The following is a 16,329-nucleotide window of genomic DNA, read 5'->3' as shown; positions in this document are numbered from 1 at the left end:
GTATTCAGTTTTTAGTAATCAGTTAAAAACTATATCAATAAAAAAAATCCTCATAGACTTTAATCAGTTTATGAGGATTTTGCTTTTATATTATCTTACAAAATAATCTTAAATCAAAATAAAAACCCCAAACAATCTAAATTGATTATTTGGGATTTTTTCACATAGGTTAGACGCACTGCAGCGCGTCTCTACGAAATATCTTTGTGTATTTTATTTAAGAACGAACTTTCTGCTCCCATTTCCACGCGCTAGCCATTGCTTCGTCTAAACTTAGTTCTGCTTTCCAGCCTAAAACATTGTTTGCTTTATCTGTGTTTGCGTAAGCTTCTGTAATATCACCTTCGCGACGTGGTTTGATTACGTATGGTAATTTTTTATCGCTTACTTTTTCGAAACTATTAATTACTTCTAACACAGAACTTCCTTTTCCTGTTCCTAAATTGAAAGTTTCTACTTTCTCCAAATTCTTTTTGTTCAACAAACGCTGCAAAGCAATTACGTGTGCTTTTGCTAAATCGACAACGTGAATATAATCGCGAACTGCTGTTCCGTCTGGCGTTGGATAATCATTCCCAAAAACAGATAATTCCTGACGTAATCCTACTCCTGTTTGCGTTATAAACGGAACCAAATTCTGAGGAACTCCCAAAGGCAATTCTCCAATTTGAACTGATTCATGAGCTCCAACTGGGTTAAAGTAACGTAACAAAATTGCACTGATATTGGTAACTTTTGCAGTATCGGTAATAATTTCTTCACCAATCTGTTTTGTGTTTCCGTAAGGAGACATCGCCGTTTGAACTGGTGCATCTTCTGTAATCGGCATTTTTTCGGCTTGACCGTAAACCGTACAAGAAGAACTGAAAATAAAACTTGCCTCAGGTTTTTGCTGTAATTCCTGTAAAAGATAAACCAAACTGCTAATGTTGTTTTCATAATACAACAAAGGTTGTTCAACACTTTCGCCAACCGCTTTTGAAGCTGCAAAATGAATCACACCAGTAACATCATTGTGTTTCTTAAAGAAATCCCGAACGGCACTTTTTTCTCTTAAATCAATTTTTTCGAATAAAGGCGTTTTTCCTGTAATCGCTGTAATTCCTTTTAAAACATCTTCTGAAGAGTTTGAAAGATTATCAATTATCACAACTTCAAAGCCTTCATTTTGCAATTCGACAACGGTGTGAGAACCTATAAATCCTAATCCTCCTGTTACTAATACTTTCATTTTATGGGTTTGTTTGTGGTTATTTTTCGGCTAATAAGCTTTTTATTATTTCAAAAATTCAATTACGCTGTCTGTAATATATTTAATCTGCTCATCATCAAGTTCTGTATGCATTGGCAACGCAATTACTTCTTGAACTAATTGATTTGTAACAGGAAATTGTTCTTCTTTGTATCTCGGATCCAAATAAGCTTTTTGCGAATGCAACGGAATTGGATAATAAATCGCACATGGAATTCCTTTATCTAATAAATGCTGCATTAAAGCATTTCTATCAGCATCGATAATTCTTAATACATATTGATGAAAAACGTGATCATTTTCGTTTGCATCAAAATCTGGGGTTATAATTTTTGCATTTCCAGCAAAAGCTGCATTATATTTTGTTGCCGCTAAACGACGCGCTGCATTGTATTCGTCTAATAATGGCAATTTAGCATTTAATACACCTGCCTGAATACTGTCTAAACGCGAATTTACTCCTACAACATCGTGGTGATAACGCTCGTACATTCCGTGATTTACGATTCCGCGGATGATATGAGCTAAATTATCATCATTTGTAAAAATTGCTCCTCCGTCTCCATAACAACCTAAGTTTTTAGATGGAAAGAATGAAGTTGCCGCAACGTGACCAATTGTACCAACTTTTGATTTTGTTCCAGATTTAGAAATATAATCTGCTCCAATTGCCTGCGCATTATCTTCAATTACATATAAATTATATTGCGCGGCGATTTCCATAATCGCGTCCATATTAGCAGCACGACCAAATAAATGCACCGGAACAATCGCTTTTGTTTTTGGTGTAATTGCTTTTTTTACTGCGTCAATATCGATATTCATATTAGTCATATCAACATCAACCAAAACTGGAGTTAGTTGCAGTAAAGCAATAACCTCAACTGTAGCCGCAAAAGTAAAATCGGCAGTTATAACTTCATCTCCTGGCTGAAGACCAAGCCCCATCATTGCAATCTGTAAAGCATCAGTTCCGTTTGCACATGGAATAACATGTTTTGCACCTAAATAATCTTCAAGATTTTTTTGAAACTGATGAACTAAAGGTCCGTTAATATAAGTATTTGTGTCTAAAACTTCTTGAATAGAAGCATCTACAGTAGATTTTATTTTTTCATATTGACTTTTTAAGTCAACCATTTGAATTTTTTTCATTTTGAATTTATTTTAAATTAAAGACACCGTTTTCATACAGAAATCTCTAAAAGGAGGAACAAAAATAGTTATTAATAGCTTCAAACCAATGAAAATAGTCGAAAGAAATGTAATTTAGCTGCAAAAAAAATTACATGCTTTTTTTATACAATTTAGCCATACACGTCGCAGGATTTTTCTTAAGAATCACAGCCTTATTTAGTCCGAAAATTAAGCTTTTTGTCGAAGGCCGAAAAAACGTTTTTTCAATTTTAGAACAAAAAATAAAACCAGAAGACAAAACAATTTGGTTTCATTCGGCTTCATTAGGCGAATATGAGCAGGGACTTCCTGTTATAGAAAAAATCAAAGAAAAATATCCTTTACACAAAATAATTGTAACCTTTTTTTCGCCATCTGGATATGAAGTGCGTAAAAATAACACAGTTGCAGATGTTACTGTTTATCTTCCTTTGGACACAAAAAAGAATGCGAAAAAATTTTTCAAATTAGTTCATCCTGAAATTGCTTTTTTTATTAAATATGAGTTCTGGCTAAATTATTTAAAAGAATTAGAAACCAAAAAAACGCCAACTTATCTGATTTCTGGAATTTTCAGAGACAATCAAATGTTTTTTAAATGGTATGGCGGATTCTACAGAAAAGCATTAAAAGCATTTACTTATTTCTTTGTACAAAACGAAAAATCGAAACAAAAAGTCGAAAGTTTAGGTTTTAATAATGTAATTCTTTCTGGCGACACAAGATTTGATCGAGTGAATGCCATCTTAGAACGCGACAATACGCTAGATTTTATAGAAAACTTCAAAAACAACAAACCCGTAATTGTTATTGGAAGTTCATGGCCAAAAGATGAAGCTATTCTTGCCGAATATATTAATCAAGCAACAGAAAACGTAAAATTCATCATTGCGCCGCACAATATTAAAGACGAGCAAATCTCAAATCTCAAATCTCAGATAAAAAAATCTACTATATTATATTCTGAAAAAGAAAACAAAGACTTAGCGCAATACAATGTTTTGATTGTTGATACTGTTGGCTTATTAACTAAAATATACAGTTATGGAACTATCGCCTATGTTGGAGGCGGTTTTGGAAACCCTGGTATTCATAATATTCTAGAACCAGCAACATTTGGAATTCCGATTGTAATTGGACCTAATTACTCTAATTTTGCCGAAGCAATATCTCTTGTCGATTTAAAAGGCTGTAATGTAATTACAAATAGCGAAGAGCTGAAAAATGCTCTAGACAAACTTTTATCTGACCATTCTTACTTTGCAGAAAAGAGCGAAATTTGCCGTTCTTTTATCCAAAATAATAAAGGTGCAACAGAAACAATTATGAAAAACATTTCATAATTACTTGTAAATTTTGATTTATAAATCATTTGAAAGACTTTTTCCGTCTATTTAAATAACCTAAAACCATCATTCTGTAATTATTTACAAATCGAAATAATTCCCAAAAAACAAAACAAACTACAACAAATACATTCAAAGAGCCAAAAACACCATAGAATTTTCAATGAAAAATAAAATTGACAAAACATACCGCAATATCAATTATTTTTCCTATTTTGGCATATTATTTGATAAATAAGATAATCGTGAGCAAGGAAAATATTTTAAAAAAAAAGTGAAAAAATATTTTACATATTAAAAAATTTATATCTTTGCCACGAATTAATAATTAACCTTTTATAATAAAGTAAGATGAAAAAAGTATTTTTAAGTTTAGCTGTTGTTGCTGTTTTAACTGTTGTATCTTGTAAAAAAGCTGACGCTGCTGCTACAGAAGCTGCTGTAGATTCTACTGCTGTAACTGTTGATTCTGCTGCTGCTGTTGTTGATTCTGCTGCTGCAACTGTTGATTCTGCTGCTGCTAAAGTTGATTCTGCTGCTGCTAAAGTAGAAGAAGTAAAAAAATAATTAGAACCTAAGTTCTAACGATTTTAAAACCATCATTGAGATGGTTTTTTTTTGACTAATTGCAAAATAAGTCAACTTCAAATAAAAAAAGCGTTTACAAATTGTAAACGCTTTTTTTTATTACTCTACTGCTTCCTCCAACTCTTCTTCAGATTCTTCATCGTCAAAAATCAATTCATTTGACGAGAAATCTAAAATTTCCGATCTCGAAGCATAAGTTACAATTTCTTTTATCCCTTTTTGCAAAAGCAATTCTGTACTGTATTTTCGACTTGTTGCGAAATGCACATCCCCAAGCATCAATTTAAAAAAATACTTTCCTCCAGAGCCTTTAAATTTCAAGAATTTCGCAAGTTCAATATTCGCTTTAAACTTTTCAATATCCTCTTCACATTCAAACCTTAATTCATAACTCAAACTCGTAAAAATAATTTTACCTCTTCGCGAAGTAAAAGTAAATTTATATTCGTCATTAAATCGCCTGCTAATTACAAAAGCACCCATTTATAAATTTTAGATTTTAGATTGTTGATTTTAGATTTTTCGAGATTCTTAAACTCCAAGATTCTAATAAATTTACTGCGTAAATTTATTTTCTGCAAGTCCGCAAATAAAAAAAGCCTCTTCAAAAGAAGAGGCTTTAGTACTCAGAGCGGGACTTGAACCCGCACGAACATTGCTGTTCACTGGATTTTAAGTCCAGCGTGTCTACCAATTTCACCATCCGAGCATTATATGGTTTTGAGCGAAAAACGGGGCTCGAACCCGCGACCTCGACCTTGGCAAGGTCGCGCTCTACCAACTGAGCTATTTTCGCATTTTAAATCTTAAAAGAACTCGCAACACTTGATTTGTTTCGTATTGCGAGTGCAAATTTAGGACATTTATTCAATTACACAAGCGTTTTTCGAAAAAAAAATCGACTTATTTTATAACATTCTGATAACAAAAACTTTAAAATTTAAATTTTCTAGAATTTATTTTTTAACCAACATTCTTTTAATCTCGTTCAATTTCATTAACGCTTCTACCGGAGTGATGGCATTAATGTCGAGACTTAAAATTTCTTCTTTTATTTCTTCCAACAAAGGATCATCAAGATTAAAGAAACTCATTTGCATTTCATCGTTAGCTGCTTTTATTCCGTTCAAAGCATCACTTGAATGATTCTTCTCTAGCTTTTTCAAAAGTTTCTGAGCTTTAGTTATCACAAGCTGAGGCATTCCCGCCATTTTAGCAACATGAATTCCGAAACTATGTGCGCTTCCACCTTTTACAAGCTTTCTAACAAAAAGAACTGTATCTTTTAATTCTTTTACCGCGACATTAAAATTCTGAATTCTCGGCATCGATTCGGTCATCTCATTTAATTCATGATAATGCGTTGCAAATAATGTTTTGGCTCTCGAAGGATGCTCGTGCAAAAACTCCGCAATTGCCCAAGCAATCGAAATTCCATCATACGTACTGGTTCCTCTTCCAATTTCATCCAATAAAACCAAACTTCTGTCTGAAATATTATTCAAAATAGAAGCCGTTTCATTCATTTCGACCATAAAAGTAGATTCTCCCATCGAAATATTATCCGAAGCTCCAACTCTGGTAAAAATCTTATCCACAGTTCCCATTCTAACACTATCCGCAGGAACAAAACTTCCCATTTGAGCCAAAAGTACAATTAGCGCTGTTTGTCTCAAAATAGCCGACTTACCCGACATATTAGGACCGGTAATCATGATAATTTGCTGAGTTTCTCTATCCAAGAAAACATCATTGGCAATATATGGAGTTCCAACTGGTAATTGTTTTTCAATTACGGGGTGTCTTCCGTTTTTAATATCTAATTCATAAGTTTCATCAATTTCAGGCTGCACATATTGATTTTCCACAGCCATTTGCGTAAACGAACACAAACAATCTAATTGCGCAACCAAATACGCATTCATTTGAACTGGTTTGATATAAGTTGAAATCCAAGCTACTAATTGCTCGAAAAGTTCAGATTCGATTTTATAAATCTTTTCTTCAGCACCTAAAATTTTGGTTTCGTATTCTTTTAACTCTTCTGTAATATAGCGTTCTGCATTTACCAAAGTTTGTTTACGAATCCATTCTTCTGGAACTTTATCTTTATGCGTATTTCTAACTTCAATATAATATCCGAAAACATTATTAAAAGAAATTTTCAATGAAGAAATTCCCGTTCTTTCTGATTCTCTTCTTTCAATTCCTTCTAAAAATTCTTTTCCAGAAGTTGAAATAGCGCGCAATTCATCTAATTCTGCACTAATTCCGCTTGCGATCGCATTTCCTTTTGCAATGGCAACAGGCGCGTCTTGATTTAGTGTATTTTTAATTTTTTCGCGAAGCAAATCGCAAGCATGCAAACTATCTCCAATTACTTTTACAGCTTCTTGCGGACTTTGAAGCGCTAGAGTTTTTATTGGAATAATTGCATCCAAAGATTCTTTCAAATAAACAATTTCTCGAGGCGAAACTTTTCCAGCCGCAATCTTAGAAATTAAACGTTCTAAATCTGAAATCTGCTTAATTTGGTATTGAATATTATGCAGAATTTCAGGGTTCGATTTTAAATACGCCACAACCTCATGACGGCTTTTTATTTTATTTGCATCTTTTAAAGGCAATGCCAACCAACGTTTTAACAAACGTCCTCCCATTGGAGAAAGCGTTTTATCAATAACATCCAAAAGCGTAACCGCATTCGGATTATAACTGTGATATAATTCTAAGTTTCTAATTGTAAAACGATCCATCCAAACATAAGCATCTTCTGCAATGCGTTGAATTGCCGTAATATGCTGCACGCGATTATGTTGTGTTTCTGACAGATAATACAAAATTGCACCAGAAGCAATGATTCCTTCTTTTAATTCTTCAACTCCAAATCCTTTTAAAGAAACGGTTTGAAAATGCTTTGTCAAGGTTTCTAAAGCATAATCTTCTTTATAAATCCAATCTTCTAAGTAAAAACTATGAAAATCTTCTCCAAAAGCAGTTTTAAAATCACCTTTATTATTCTTTGGAACTAGAACTTCGCTCGGGTTAAAATTCTGCAATAATTTATCAATGTATTCTGCATTTCCCTGAGCTGTTAAAAATTCTCCCGTTGAAACATCTAAAAAAGAAATTCCGATATTTTTATTAGCAAAATAAACAGATGCTAAAAAGTTATTTGATTTAGAATGCAAAACTTCATCATTCAAAGAAACTCCAGGAGTTACAAGCTCCGTTACGCCTCTTTTTACGATTGTTTTTGTCATTTTTGGATCTTCTAATTGGTCGCAGATTGCAACACGAAGTCCCGCTTTTACCAATTTTGGCAAATAAGTATTTACAGAATGATGAGGAAAACCAGCCAAAGCCGTTTCAGTATCAGACCCCGCCCCTCTTTTAGTTAAAGTAATACCTAAAATTTTAGAAGCTCTAATGGCGTCTTCTCCAAAGGTTTCATAAAAATCTCCTACTCTGAAAAGCAGACATGCATCAGGATATTTTGCCTTGATTTCATTGTACTGTTTCATTAAAGGTGTTTCTTTCACCACTTTCTCTTTAGCTGCCAAATTATTATGTTTTAAATGAAAAATTAAGACAGCGAATTTATGATTTTTTGGAGGAATATGGAAAGCTTCAAAAATTAAAATATTTTAAGATATTTTTAGGTTGTGATTTAAGTTTTTTACATAGCTTTGTTTATCATTTAAAAAAAGACCCTTAAAGATGAAAAAAATAATCTTATTCGCTATGTTAGCTGTTGCTGGTATCACAGCTACTAATGCGCAAACAACTAAAAAAGCTAAAGCTACTAAAGTGGCTAAAATTGAAGGAGCTGGAATGGTTTTCGAAAACGAAACTATCGATTACGGAACTATCGCTCACAATGCTGATGGAAAACGTGAATTCGTTCTTGTAAACAACGGAACAAAACCGTTAATCATTACTAACGCTCAAGGATCTTGCGGATGCACAGTTCCATCTATTCCAAAAGAACCAATCGCTCCAGGAGCTAAAGGTATTATTGGTGTAAAATATGCTACTGACAGAGTTGGTGCATTTACAAAAACGGTAACTGTTAGTTCTAATGCTGAAGGACAACCTACAAAAATCCTTACTATTAAAGGTACTGTTTTACCAGATCCAGTAAAAAGCTAATCTGAAAAACATTTAAAATAATCAAAAAGCTTCCTTACCTTTGGAAGCTTTTTTTATGACTAGAATTCAAAACAAATGAGAAAACTCGAAAATAGTGAACTAGACCGCAAATCAATTGAAGATTTTAAGAAATCTGAAAAAACACCTTTAATATTAGTTTTAGACGATATTAGAAGCCTGCATAATATTGGTTCTGTTTTTAGAACAGCAGATGCGTTTTTGATTGAAAAAATAATCTTATGCGGAATCACTGCAACTCCTCCCAATAAAGAAATTCACAAAACCGCACTTGGCGCTACAGAAACTGTTGCTTGGGAACATCATGAAAATGTTTTGGAAGTAATTGAAAATCTGAAAAAAGAAAATGTTCTGACAATGGCAATTGAACAAGTTGAAAGTTCGGTTTTTCTTCAGGATTTCGAAATTAAAAAAGACCAAAAATATGCTTTAGTTTTTGGTAATGAAGTTTTTGGAGTTTCTCAAGAAGCAGTTGCAATTTGCGACGGATGCATCGAAATTCCGCAGCTAGGAACTAAACACTCTCTTAACATTTCTGTAAGTGCAGGAATTGTAGTTTGGGATTTGTTTCAAAAAATAAATTGGCCAAATAACAATTAAAGAATATTTTTACATTATAAATGTGATTTTAACATATTTCTAATACATTAAATGTTAGAAATATAAAAATATTTTTTTATTATTATAAAATTGATACTTTTATAAAATGAAAAAATACATTTTCTTAAAAATATCAACTTTATTTATCTTACTGCTTTCCAGCACTGTTGGATTCGCACAATATACTTCCATTCCTGATGTCAACTTTGAGCAAGCCTTAATTGATTTCGGAATTGATTCTGCTCCTAGAGACGGTAGAGTTTTAACATCAAGTGCAGCAAGCGTAATTAGCTTAAATATTTCTAATAGAGGAATTACAAACTTAAGCGGTATAGAAGATTTTATTTCTTTAAAAGAATTGTATTGTGTTCAAAATCCGATATTTACTTTAGATCTTTCTAAAAATATCGCTTTAACCAATTTGAGTTGCAGTCTAACTCAGTTGTCGAGTTTAGATCTTTCTAATAATATTTTATTAAAAGAACTTGAATGTGAAAAGACCAATTTAACCAGTTTAGATCTTTCAAAAAATATTGCCCTTACAAAACTATATTGCGCAGAGAATAAATTAACTTCTTTAGATTTATCTAAAAATACATTGCTAGATTTTGTTCAATGTAACAAAAATCAAATAACCTTCTTAGATGTTTCGACTTGTGCCGTTTTAAATAGTTTAAGCTGTGGCGATAATCTAATAACAAGTCTCAATTTAAGTTCGAGCACAATTTTAACCAATTTAGAATGCAGTAATAATAAATTATCAAGCTTAGACGTTACTAACAGCCCTAATTTAATTAACATTTATTGTAGTCACAACCAAATAACTGAGTTAGATTTTTCTAAAAACATAGCTATTGAACGTTTATTAATAGATGACAATCAGCTTACTAAATTGGATTTAAGAAACGGAAAAAACACGTTGCTTTCTATTGGTAATTTTAAAATAAATAGTTCCCTTACCTGTATAGATGTTGATAACGAGATTTATTCTATGACGAATTGGTCAACCTATAAAGATGCAACTTCTTTTTATTCTAACGATTGCAGCAAAGTTATTTATAGCATACCAGAATTAAACGCTACAGGAGACCAAACATATTGTCCTGGTTCTGAAATAAAAATTGTAGAAACATTTTCTGTTACTCATGATCCAAATGAAACAGGAACAACAGCTGGTTATGTTCAAATTTCTTCTGGTTATTCTAGCGGAGATCTGCTTACGCTTTCAAATTCGACTGCGTATCCAACAATCGTAACGCAGTGGGATCCGGTTGCTGGAAAATTAACAATTACCAAATCAAACGGAAGCGAAATATTATACTCTGATTTAGAATCGATTATAAAAGATGTTGTGTTTTCAAATCCTTCTGCAACAATATCTGGAGTAAAAACTTTTTCAATAACAATTGGAAAAGCAAATTATTTAGCTTCTACAGGTCACTTCTATATGTACATACCAACGGTTGGCATTAGATGGACAACTGCAAAAGCAGAAGCAGAAACCCTAGTATATTACGGACTTAAAGGATATTTGGCAACAATTTTATCTGCAGATGAAGCAAAACTAGTTGGAGAACAAGCCTCTGGAACTGGATGGATTGGCGGAAGTGATGCCGAAACTGAAGGTGTTTGGAAATGGGTTACCGGTCCTGAAGCAGGAACTGTAATGAGTTATACTTTTTGGAATACTGGAGAACCAAATAATCAAGGCAATGAAGATTACGCACACATTACTCAGCCCGGAGTTGGAATAAAAGGTTCGTGGAACGATTTATCAGATACAGGATCATTGATTCCTGGAGATAATTACCAGCCAAAAGGTTATGTAGTTGAGTTTGGAGGAATGCCAGGCGAAGCTCCATTGAAAATTGCCGCGAGCACCAAAATCACAATTCCAGTTGCAATGCCTGCTGCAAATCCGAGTCCGCTTTGTGATTTTGGAAGCTTTAATCTTAGTGCAACTGCGACTGCTGGAGCAACAATTAGTTGGTACGACGCTGCAACTGGAGGAAATTTATTAGGAACTGGAAATACTTACACAACTCCAACAATAACCACAACAACAACTTATTACGTAGATGCTGGCTGCGAAGCAAATCGTAAACCTGTTATTGCTACAATAAATCAAACGCCAAATAATCCAACTGTTGCCAACGCTAATGTTTCAAGATGCGGAGCAGGAACAGTAACTTTAGAAGCAACATCGAATATTGGAACAATTAACTGGTTTACTGCCCCAACTGGCGGAACCAGTATTTTTACAGGAAGCAATTTCACAACTCCTTCTATTTCTTCGAATACAACTTATTATGCTGAAGCTTCGAGTAATGGATGCATAAATCCTAATAGAACCGCTGTAAATATTATTATTTACACGCCGCCTGTTGTTACAGATGAAAATTTGACTTTATGCGAGTTTGAAACGATAACACTCGATGCTGGAATTTCGGGAATGAATTATTTATGGTCTAATGGAGCAACAACTCAAACTACAACCATAAATACTGGAGGAACTTATACCGTTGATGTAACAAGTCCATCACCAGAAAATTGTACGAGCAGAAAAACGATCGTTGTTGAAGAACATAAAATTCCGCAAATAGACCGCATAAATGTTGAAGGAACAAGAGCCATTATTTTTCCTGTAAAAGCAGAGGAATACTTTGAATATTCTGTAGATGGAATTAACTACCAAGCTTATAATGTTTTTTATGATGTTCCTGCGGGATTGCAAACTGCATATATAAGAGAAAAAAACGGATGCGGAGAAGTTACCAAACAGTTTGTTGTTCTTGTTTTCCCTCCATTTTTCACTCCAAACAATGACACCTTCAATGACGTTTGGGAAGTAACTGGAATGGAAAATTATCCGCAAGCACAAGTAACCATTTTTGATCGATACGGAAAATTGGTTGCAGTATTAAGCAAATCTAAAATGAGCTGGGATGGTACTTCAAACCAAGTTCCGCTTCCCTCTTCAGATTATTGGTATGCTTTAAAAGTAGACGATTCCATGCCTATTTTAAGAGGACATTTTACTTTAAAAAGATAGTTTTTAATGAGAGAATATGTCAATTTAATAATTAGATAATTCAAACAGTGTTTTTAGGAAATTATCTAATTGACTCATTTTCTAATTAACACATTAGCATAGCTTTTTCTTGATTTCGTTTAAGATAAAAATGTAATCTTCGTGTTTTTTTACAAAATCGCGATCAGAAACATCAATGATTAGAACATTTAAATCTGTTTGCGATTTTATGTATTCTAAATATCCGTTATTAATTTTTTCTAAATAAGCAGCTTCAATATTTTGCTCGTAAGAACGTCCGCGTTTTTTGATGTTTTGCAAAAGACGTTCTGTATTCTGATACAGATAAACATACAAATCTGGCTTTGGCATTTCTTTGTAAATGATATCAAAAAGATTTCTGTACAATCGATATTCATCTTCCTGCAACGTAATTTTAGCAAAAATCAAAGATTTAAAAATATGATAATCGGCAACAATAAAATCTTTAAACAAATCAAACTGCGCTAAATCATCTGACAATTGCTGGTAACGATCTGCCAGAAAAGACATTTCTAAAGGAAAAGCATATCGATTTTGATCCTTATAAAATTTAGGCAAAAACGGATTATCAGCAAATCTTTCTAAAACGGTTTTTCCATTAAAATCTTCTGCTATTTTATGAACTAAAGTGGTTTTTCCCGCACCAATATTTCCTTCAAAAGCAACATAATTAAATTGGTTTAACGGAATTTCATCCAACGGACTTCTCAAATCTTGAACTATTGCGCAAACACTTTCGTCTGGTGTTGTTGCAATTAGCTCAGAAATTGTTTTTTGCAGAATGGGATGTTTCCAATTTAATTTCAAATCCTGCATCGGAAGCAAAACAAAATTTCTATTCTGCATTAAAGGATGCGGAACATTCAATTTTTCTGAATCAATAATTTCATCATCAAAAACAATCAAATCAATATCTATAATTCTAGATTGATAACCTTCTTGATTCAAGCGGATTCTACCCAATTCTTTTTCAACCTTTAAAATCTGATTTAGAATCTTTTGCGCAGATGAATTCGTGTATAAGAGAAGTGCGCAATTATAAAAAGCATCACTTTCAAAACCCCACGCGGGAGTTTCATAAAGTTTAGAAACTTTTACAACAGATCCAACTTTTTGATGAATTAAATCAATACAATTTTGGATGTTTTCTAGTCTGCTGCCTTGGTTGCTGCCTATCGATAAAACGACTTGATGCTGTAATTTCATAATTAATGCAAATTAACTAAAACTATTTTAGAATTAACCAATATATTTGTGAAACGACGTCTAGATTTAATCATAAATTTTAGATTTCTAATTTGTAACATTTTACCATTTTTCACGACTTATTAAAAAAATATACATATGAAGTTTTTAGGAAATGTACTTGCCACCGTTATTGGTATTTTTGTTTTTATGATGCTCTTCTTTTTTGGAGTAATTTTTATCGGCGCTCTTTTTGGTGGCGATGACACCGTTTCTGTCAAATCTGATTCGGTTATTGAATTGAATTTAAAAGAAATCAAGAACGATTACGCAGGAAAATATAAAGATCCGTGGGTAAGTGTTTTCTCAGATAAAAAAGGCATCGGTTTAACCGACGTAATCAATGCAATTGATGCCGCTAAAACGGATGACAACATCAAAGGAATTTCAATTTTAAATGACGAATCTTCTCTTGGTCTTGCTCAATATAAAGACTTGAGAAATGCACTTGAAAGATTCAAAAAATCAGGAAAATTTGTTTGGGCTTACGCGAATACTTATTCGCAGAAAGAATATTATTTAAATTCTGTTGCCAACACGATTTACATCAATCCAGCGGGAGATTTAGATTTTAAAGGTCTTTCTTCTGAAGTAATGTTTTTCAAGGATTTTCAGGATAAATCTGGTATTCATATGGAAGTTATTCGTCATGGAAAATACAAAAGTGCCGTTGAACCTTTCTTAGAAAATAAAATGAGCGACGCCAATAGAGAACAAATGACAGCTCTTTTGAACTCTATCTGGACAACCGTTTCAACTGATATTTCAAAAAGTAGAAATATTCCATTGCCAAAATTAAACGAAATCGCAAACGGACTTCTTGCTAGAACTCCAGAAATGGCAAAACAACAGCATTTAGTAGATATTATAGCTTATGAAGATGTTTATCATAATGCAATCAGAAAAGCGCTGAAAGTAAAAGAAGATGAAGATTACAATAAAATTTCAATCTCAGATTACACTCAAAATAATGTTACTACAGCTTTAGCCAACACAGCAACCGATCAAATCGCGATTATTTACGCTCAAGGCGAAATCGGAAGCGGCGAAGGCGATGTAAATACTATTGGTGAAGGTTCAATGCGCCGTTCTTTGCAAGAAGCAAGAAAAAATGACGATGTAAAAGCAATTGTGCTAAGAATTGACAGTCCAGGTGGAAGCGCTCTAACTTCTGATTTGATTTGGAGAGAAATTGAAATTACTAAAAAAGTAAAGCCAGTTGTGGTTTCTATGGGAAATTATGCAGCTTCTGGAGGTTATTACATTGCTTGCAATGCCAATACAATTTTTGCTGAAAATAATACAATTACAGGTTCTATTGGGGTTTTCGGAATGCTTCCGAACTTTAGTCCGCTTGCGAATAGATTAGGAATTAATTCCGAACAAGTTAAAACTCACGAGAATTCAGCAAATTACAGTCCGTTTGTGGCTGTTGATGAAAAATTTAAAGCTTTTACTTTAGAAGGAGTTGAAAAAATTTACCACACTTTTGTTACGCATGTAGCGGAAGGCAGAAAAATGACTTTCGACCAAGTTGACGCCATCGCTCAAGGAAGAGTTTGGTCTGGAACTGAAGCCTTAAAATTAGGTTTAGTAGACAAAATCGGCGGATTAAATGATGCCATTACAGAAGCTGCTCGAATTGCTAAAGTAAAAAATTACAGCACTCAAAATTACCCAGAATACGAAAAGACTTTTAATGATTTGCTTTCAGGTTTACCTTTTGCGAAGTCTAAAGAAGCTTTTTTGAAAGAAGAAATTGGAGAGGAAAATTATCTTCTAATTGAACAAGTAAAGAAATTTCAGAAACAAAAAGGCGTTCAAGCGATTATGCCGTACGGAATTAATATTTATTAAGTAAAAAAATGAACAAAATAATTCTTTTTTTGACGGTTTTGTTTTTGAGCGTTTTAAATGCTCAAACCAAAAAAGAAATCACTTTTAAGGAAAGTCCAGCGATACTTAAAATCAATAATGACCAAATATTTGGTACATTGACTATGCCAGATTTAACTGGCAGAGTTCCCGTTGCTTTGATTATTGCAGGTTCTGGACCAACAGACAGAAACGGAAATAATCCGATGATGAAAAACAATTCGTTAAAAATGTTGGCAGAAGCGTTAGCTAAAAACGGAATTGCATCATTAAGATATGATAAAAGAGCAATTGGAGAAAGTAAAGCTGCTGGAGGTTCTGAGAGTAGTTTGGTTTTCGAAAACTATATTCAAGACGCAAAAAGCTGGATAAACTATTTAAAACTAGATAAACGTTTTTCAAAAATCATTATAATTGGTCATAGCGAAGGTTCGTTAATCGGAATGGTTGCCAGTGCAAAAGCCGATAAATTTGTTTCGATTGCAGGCGCGGGCGAACCAGCAGATCAGATTATAAAAACGCAGATTGCTGCAAAAAAAATGAAACAATTGGACGACATGACTTTTCCAATTATTGATAGTTTAAAAAACGGATTTGAAGTAAAAAAAGTAGATCCAATGCTGAATGCTCTTTTCAGACCAAGTGTGCAACCTTATTTAATTTCATGGTTCAAATACAATCCGCAAACAGAAATTAGTAAATTGACTATTCCGATTTTAATTTTACAGGGAAACAATGATTTGCAGATTGCTGTTAAAGACGCTGAAAATTTATCTAAAGCCAATAAAAGTGCTGAAATGGCAATTATTGATAAAATGAATCATATGATGAAAATTATTGACGGCGATCAAAATGCAAATATGGCAAGTTATAATAATGAAACACTTCCGCTTTCGGAAACACTCATAGAGAAAATTGTTTCATTTATTAAGAAATAATTAAAATAAACAAGATGTAAAATCCGTTTGAAGTAGTTTCAAACGGATTTTTTTATTTAACAAAAT

The 16,329-nt window shown here is 33.1% G+C and carries 12 protein-coding genes and 2 tRNA genes; 7 read left to right on the top strand and 7 right to left on the bottom strand.

Annotated elements, in window-relative coordinates; translation table 11 throughout:
• Positions 1 to 217: 217 nt before the first annotated feature.
• Both galE and NYQ10_RS08185 read right to left on the bottom strand, forming a co-directional pair.
• Entirely contained in the window at positions 218 to 1,231 is a 1,014-nt protein-coding gene (galE, locus tag NYQ10_RS08190) for a UDP-glucose 4-epimerase GalE (RefSeq protein ID WP_289879859.1), read from the bottom strand.
• Positions 1,232 to 1,276: 45 nt separating this feature from the next.
• Positions 1,277 to 2,407 carry a DegT/DnrJ/EryC1/StrS family aminotransferase gene (locus tag NYQ10_RS08185; RefSeq protein WP_289879857.1) on the bottom strand — a complete coding sequence of 377 codons (1,131 nt, stop codon included), beginning with the start codon at positions 2,405 to 2,407 and terminating at the stop codon, positions 1,277 to 1,279.
• A 134-nt stretch (positions 2,408 to 2,541) separates the two neighbouring features.
• Between NYQ10_RS08185 and NYQ10_RS08180 the strand changes: the two genes are divergently transcribed.
• A complete protein-coding gene (locus NYQ10_RS08180) occupies positions 2,542 to 3,771 on the top strand; it encodes a 3-deoxy-D-manno-octulosonic acid transferase (RefSeq protein WP_289879856.1) in 1,230 nt (409 codons plus the stop codon).
• A gap of 354 nt (positions 3,772 to 4,125) precedes the next feature.
• Positions 4,126 to 4,341: a PG1828 family lipoprotein gene (locus NYQ10_RS08175; protein WP_091492463.1), complete on the top strand. Its 216-nt coding sequence runs from the start codon at positions 4,126 to 4,128 to the stop codon at positions 4,339 to 4,341.
• A 120-nt stretch (positions 4,342 to 4,461) separates the two neighbouring features.
• Here NYQ10_RS08175 and NYQ10_RS08170 read toward each other — a convergent pair whose 3' ends face one another.
• From NYQ10_RS08170 to mutS, 4 genes are all read right to left on the bottom strand, one after another.
• The gene (locus tag NYQ10_RS08170; protein ID WP_289879853.1) at positions 4,462 to 4,845 is read right to left on the bottom strand and encodes a DUF1508 domain-containing protein; all 384 of its coding nucleotides are present in this window, start codon (positions 4,843 to 4,845) and stop codon (positions 4,462 to 4,464) included.
• A gap of 140 nt (positions 4,846 to 4,985) precedes the next feature.
• Positions 4,986 to 5,071 (bottom strand) — tRNA-Leu (locus NYQ10_RS08165).
• Between the two features lie 14 nt (positions 5,072 to 5,085).
• A tRNA-Gly gene (locus tag NYQ10_RS08160) sits at positions 5,086 to 5,158 on the bottom strand.
• 160 nt (positions 5,159 to 5,318) lie between these two features.
• On the bottom strand, positions 5,319 to 7,925 hold the full coding sequence (gene mutS / locus NYQ10_RS08155) for a DNA mismatch repair protein MutS (RefSeq protein WP_289879852.1): 2,607 nt from the start codon (positions 7,923 to 7,925) through the stop codon (positions 5,319 to 5,321).
• A gap of 157 nt (positions 7,926 to 8,082) precedes the next feature.
• On the opposite strand from mutS, the gene NYQ10_RS08150 reads away from it, so the two are divergent.
• The 3 genes from NYQ10_RS08150 (at position 8,083) to NYQ10_RS08140 (ending at position 12,184) form a co-directional block, all read left to right on the top strand.
• The gene (locus tag NYQ10_RS08150) at positions 8,083 to 8,514 is read left to right on the top strand and encodes a DUF1573 domain-containing protein (protein ID WP_289879850.1); all 432 of its coding nucleotides are present in this window, start codon (positions 8,083 to 8,085) and stop codon (positions 8,512 to 8,514) included.
• A 75-nt stretch (positions 8,515 to 8,589) separates the two neighbouring features.
• Positions 8,590 to 9,132, top strand: a complete 543-nt coding sequence (locus NYQ10_RS08145) for an RNA methyltransferase (protein ID WP_289879847.1) — start codon at positions 8,590 to 8,592, stop codon at positions 9,130 to 9,132.
• A 106-nt stretch (positions 9,133 to 9,238) separates the two neighbouring features.
• On the top strand, positions 9,239 to 12,184 hold the full coding sequence (locus NYQ10_RS08140) for a T9SS type B sorting domain-containing protein (protein ID WP_289879845.1): 2,946 nt from the start codon (positions 9,239 to 9,241) through the stop codon (positions 12,182 to 12,184).
• 93 nt (positions 12,185 to 12,277) lie between these two features.
• On the opposite strand, the gene folK is transcribed toward NYQ10_RS08140, so the two are convergent.
• The gene (folK, locus tag NYQ10_RS08135) at positions 12,278 to 13,411 is read right to left on the bottom strand and encodes a 2-amino-4-hydroxy-6-hydroxymethyldihydropteridine diphosphokinase (protein ID WP_289879843.1); all 1,134 of its coding nucleotides are present in this window, start codon (positions 13,409 to 13,411) and stop codon (positions 12,278 to 12,280) included.
• 138 nt (positions 13,412 to 13,549) lie between these two features.
• On the opposite strand from folK, the gene sppA reads away from it, so the two are divergent.
• Both sppA and NYQ10_RS08125 read left to right on the top strand, forming a co-directional pair.
• On the top strand, positions 13,550 to 15,307 hold the full coding sequence (gene sppA, locus NYQ10_RS08130; protein ID WP_289879842.1) for a signal peptide peptidase SppA: 1,758 nt from the start codon (positions 13,550 to 13,552) through the stop codon (positions 15,305 to 15,307).
• An 8-nt stretch (positions 15,308 to 15,315) separates the two neighbouring features.
• A complete protein-coding gene (locus tag NYQ10_RS08125) occupies positions 15,316 to 16,263 on the top strand; it encodes an alpha/beta hydrolase family protein (protein WP_289879840.1) in 948 nt (315 codons plus the stop codon).
• Positions 16,264 to 16,329: the final 66 nt, after the last annotated feature.

It is taken from the genome of Flavobacterium johnsoniae, assembly GCF_030388325.1.
Classification (GTDB): Bacteria; Bacteroidota; Bacteroidia; order Flavobacteriales; family Flavobacteriaceae; genus Flavobacterium; species Flavobacterium johnsoniae_C.
This window is presented reverse-complemented; position numbering and strand designations above follow the sequence as displayed.

Excerpts from the sequence above, each read along its gene's own strand:
- sppA (WP_289879842.1), top strand. The coding sequence starts at position 13,550 with ATGAAGTTTTTAGGAAATGTACTTGCCACCGTTATTGGTATTTTTGTT.
- NYQ10_RS08170 (WP_289879853.1), bottom strand. The coding sequence starts at position 4,845 with ATGGGTGCTTTTGTAATTAGCAGGCGATTTAATGACGAATATAAATTT.
- galE (WP_289879859.1), bottom strand. The coding sequence starts at position 1,231 with ATGAAAGTATTAGTAACAGGAGGATTAGGATTTATAGGTTCTCACACC.
- NYQ10_RS08145 (WP_289879847.1), top strand. The coding sequence starts at position 8,590 with ATGAGAAAACTCGAAAATAGTGAACTAGACCGCAAATCAATTGAAGAT.
- NYQ10_RS08180 (WP_289879856.1), top strand. The coding sequence starts at position 2,542 with ATGCTTTTTTTATACAATTTAGCCATACACGTCGCAGGATTTTTCTTA.
- NYQ10_RS08140 (WP_289879845.1), top strand. The coding sequence starts at position 9,239 with ATGAAAAAATACATTTTCTTAAAAATATCAACTTTATTTATCTTACTG.
- NYQ10_RS08175 (WP_091492463.1), top strand. The coding sequence starts at position 4,126 with ATGAAAAAAGTATTTTTAAGTTTAGCTGTTGTTGCTGTTTTAACTGTT.
- NYQ10_RS08150 (WP_289879850.1), top strand. The coding sequence starts at position 8,083 with ATGAAAAAAATAATCTTATTCGCTATGTTAGCTGTTGCTGGTATCACA.
- NYQ10_RS08125 (WP_289879840.1), top strand. The coding sequence starts at position 15,316 with ATGAACAAAATAATTCTTTTTTTGACGGTTTTGTTTTTGAGCGTTTTA.
- NYQ10_RS08185 (WP_289879857.1), bottom strand. The coding sequence starts at position 2,407 with ATGAAAAAAATTCAAATGGTTGACTTAAAAAGTCAATATGAAAAAATA.
- folK (WP_289879843.1), bottom strand. The coding sequence starts at position 13,411 with ATGAAATTACAGCATCAAGTCGTTTTATCGATAGGCAGCAACCAAGGC.